Genomic DNA, 4,144 nt, shown 5'->3' with positions numbered 1-4,144 from the left:
CCGGCTCGCCCCCACCCCCAAGGAACTAAAGCGGAAAAAGCCCTACAGCTTCCGACCGCGCAGCGCCTGAAAAAAGAGAGGGGTTGGGCATGAATTTCGGTCAGCTCCAACCCCCCTCTCTTCTCTCGGCTTTTACAGCTTAGAGGTCGAGCGCCGTCGCGACCGCCTCCGCCAGGGTCGGGCCCGCGCCCCCACGGGACATCGCCGCCATGCCCTGCTTTTCAGCGTAATACCGGAACCCGGTTCCGACGGGGATCAGGCGGCCGATGATCACGTTCTCCTTCAACCCGCGCAGCTCGTCGATCTTGCCTTCCAAGGCCGTTCCAGCGAGCACCCGGATCGTATGCTGGAAGGAGGCGGCCGACAGGAAGGAGTCCGTCGCCAGGGCCGCCTTGGTGATGCCGAGCAGGACTTGCTGAGCGGTAGCCGGGCGCTTGCCCTCTGCCACCAGCTTCGCGTTGATATCCTGAAGGATCAGGCGATCCACCAAGTCGCCGGGCAGAAAGTCGGTATCCCCGGGGTTGATGATCTGGACCTTGCTCAGCATCTTGCGGATGATGATCTCGAAGTGCTTGTCGTTGATGTTCACGCCTTGGGAGCGGTAAACCTTCTGGAGCTCGCTGAGCAGGTAGAGCTGCACGGCCTCGCGGCCCAGCAGGCGCAGGATACGGTGTGGGTTCTTGGGCCCCTCGGTCAAGGCGTCGCCCGCCTTCACCTTCTGGCCTTCCTCCACCAGCAGGCGCGCGGTGGCCGGGACTTCATATTCCCGCTCCTCCCGGAGCTCATAGACCACCTTCAGCGGCTCGCCCTTGCGGTAGACCACCCGGCCGGCGTGCCGGGCGGTGACTTGCTGCTCCCCGCGGCTGGCCAGCACCTGGCCCTCCACCACCTCCTGGCCATCCTCCACCTTGATCGACCAGTTGCCGGGGATCTCGTAAACGTCTTCCTTGCGCTCGCTCTTCACCAGGCGGATCCGCCGCGCCCCTTCCTCTGTGCGATAGATATGGACGATGCCATCGATATCGGCCATCAGGCCTTCGCCCTTGGGATGCCGGCGGGCCTCAAAGAGCTCCTCCACCCGCGGCAGACCCTGCGTGATGTCCGCAACGCCGGCCACGCCGCCGGTGTGGAAGGTCCTTAGGGTGAGCTGCGTCCCAGGCTCACCGATCGATTGAGCAGCGATGATCCCCACTGCCGTCCCCACCTCAACCAGACGGCCTGTCCCCAGGTCGCGTCCATAACAGAGCGCGCAGACCCCATAGCGCAGTTGACAGGTCATCGGCGAGCGGACGTAAACCTCCTGGACCCCCGCCTTCTCAATACGCTCCGCCAGCACCTCGTCGAGGAGCGTGCCCGTGTCGGCGATCAGCGCGCCCGTCCGTGGATCGAAGACCGGCGCCGCCAAGACCCGGCCGAAGATCCGCTCCCGCAGCGTCTGGCCGCCCACATCGTCGTTGGCGCGGATCCAGATGCCGGAGCGGGTGCCGCAGTCATGGGCGTTGATGATCACATCCTGAGCCACGTCCACCAGCCGACGGGTGAGGTAGCCCGCGTCGGCCGTGCGCAGGGCGGTATCGGCCAGGCCCTTGCGGGCGCCGTGGGTCGAGATGAAATACTCGATGGTGGTCAGCCCCTCTCGGAAGTTGGAGCGGATCGGGAGCTCGATAATCCGCCCGGTCGGGTCCGCCATCAGGCCGCGCATTCCGGCCAGCTGAGCCACCGGCTGGAAACCGCCCTTCGTGGCCCCGGAGATCGCCATAACGGCCACATTGTTATCCGAACTCATGATCTGCTTGACGGCCTCGGCGATCTCATTGGTCGCCCGCTGCCAGAGGTCGATCACGCGGTTGTAACGCTCCTCCTCGGTCAGCAGGCCCCGCCGATACTGGCGCTCCACCTCCGCCACCAAAGCTTCATAGCGGGCCAGCACATCGCGCTTGACCTGGGGGATGGGGAGGTCGGCCACGGCGATCGTGATGCCTGAGCGCGTGGCGTAGCGGAAGCCGATCTCCTTCAGTCGGTCCACCATCTCCACCGTGGCCTCTGGCCCCAGCCACTGGAAGCATTGAGCCACCAAATCCTTCAGCCGGCCCTTATCCATCGTATCGTTCACGAAGCGCAGCCCCTCCGGGAGGGACAGATTGAAAAGGGCCCGCCCGACCGTGGTCTCGATCAGGCGTCGACGCGGCCGCCCATCAGGATAGCGCTGGCCGTTCTCATCGTAGACGGTCTCGGTGTAAACGCGGATCGGGGTGTGCAGCGCGACCTTGCCTAGGTTGTAGGCCAGCTCGACCTCCTCCAGACTGGCGAAGACCTTGCGGACCTCCGCCTGGCCGTTGGGGAGGGTCATGGTCATGTAGTAGCAGCCCAGCACCATGTCCTTGGTGGGGCCGACCACCGGCTCGCCGTTGGCCGGCAGCAGCAGGTTCTTGCTGGACAGCATGAGATTACGGGCCTCCCAGACGGCCATGTCCGAGAGCGGGACGTGAACGGCCATCTGGTCCCCATCGAAGTCTGCGTTGAAGGCGGCACAGACCAACGGGTGGATCTGGATCGCCTTGCCCTCCACCAGCACCGGCTCGAAGGCCTGGATGCCCAGACGGTGGAGGGTGGGTGCGCGGTTGAGCAACACCGGCCGCTCCTTGATGACCTCCTCCAGCACCTCCCATACCTCAGGCCGCTGGCGCTCGATCAGCCGCCGGGCGCCTTTGATGTTCGCCGCGTAGTTATACTGAATCAGCTTGGCGATCACGAACGGCTTGTAGAGCTCCAGGGCCATTGACTTGGGAAGGCCGCACTGGTGGAGTTTCAGCTGTGGCCCAACTACGATCACCGAGCGCCCCGAGTAGTCCACCCGCTTGCCCAGCAGGTTCCGGCGGAAGCGCCCCTTCTTCCCTCGCAGCATATCGCTGAGGGATTTCAGCTCGCGGCGTCCGCGGCGAGACATGGCCTTGCCCCGCTGCGAGTTATCGATCAGGGCGTCCACGGCCTCCTGGAGCATACGCTTTTCGTTGCGGATGATCACATCGGGAGCCCCCAACTCCAGCAACCGCTTCAGACGGTTATTCCGGTTGATGACGCGCCGATAGAGATCATTCAGGTCCGAGGTGGCGAAACGCCCGCCGTCCAGCTGGACCATGGGTCGCAAATCGGGCGGCAGGACAGGCAGGACCCGCAGGATCATCCACTCCGGACGGTTGCCGCTCCGCAGGAAGGCGCGAACGATCTGGAGGCGCTTGATCGCCTTCTTGCGGCGCTGCTTGGATTTGGCCTGACGGATCTCCTGCCACAACTCCTTCGCCATCTGCTCGAGATCCAGGCGCTGCAGGATCTCCTCGAAAGCCTCCGCTCCCATCTCGGCCTTGAAGACCTGCCCCCACTTGCTCTTGAGCTCCCGATATTTACTCTCCCCCAGGAATTGCAGCGGGGCCAGGCTCACCAGCTCATCGCGCTCCGCCTGGACGCGCTGGCGCAGCGCCTCGATCTCGCGAGCAGCCTGATCTTTCAAAGCGGCGATCTTCTCTTCCACCGCCTCGCGGAGGGCCTTCAGCGTCTCCTCGGTTTTGGCCAAGGCGCGGGAACGCTCAGCGCTCTCCTTTTCCTTGATCCGGCTCAGCTGCTCATCCAGGATCCGTTTCAGGACCCCCAGGTGCTCTCGGGTCACCGTCTCCCCGGCGTCGGCGATCACCTCCCCCGTGGGCTCGAAGACGATGGGCGCGCGGATCGTCTTGCCCAGCCGCTCTTCGAGACGGGCCTGGGTCCGCTGGGCTTCCCGCATCAAGGCCTCGACCTCGGCATCCCACTTCTCCTCAATGCGCGCCTCTCGGTCCGCCAACTTCTGGCGCTCCCGTTCCTCCAGCTTCTGCGCCTTGGCCAGAAGCGCCTCAATTTCCTTTTGGTACTTGGCCTCGATGGCGCGGCGCTCGCGCTCGAACTCCTCCTCCAAGCGCTTCAAGGCCCGCTGTCGTGCCTCCTCATCCACAGAGGTGATCACATACTGAGCGAAATAAAGCACCCGGTCCAGATTGCGTCGGGAGATATCGAGCAGCAAGCCCAAATAGGAGGGGACCCGTCGGGTATACCAGATGTGGGCCACCGGGGCGGCCAGCGTAATATGCCCCATCCGCTCCCGGCGCACCGTCGC

The 4,144-nt window shown here is 64.6% G+C and carries 1 protein-coding gene; it reads right to left on the bottom strand.

The window, feature by feature from the left end:
* Positions 1 to 139: 139 nt before the first annotated feature.
* Positions 140 to 4,144 (bottom strand): DNA-directed RNA polymerase subunit beta' (rpoC, locus tag ACFMO5_RS00075; RefSeq protein WP_376790731.1); only part of this gene is annotated, 4,005 nt, incomplete at its 5' end.

Source organism: Thermoflexus sp. (assembly GCF_042408365.1).
GTDB lineage: Bacteria > Chloroflexota > Anaerolineae > Thermoflexales > Thermoflexaceae > Thermoflexus.
The sequence above is the reverse complement of the archived record's forward strand: the minus strand, read 5'-3'. Positions and strand labels throughout refer to the sequence as shown.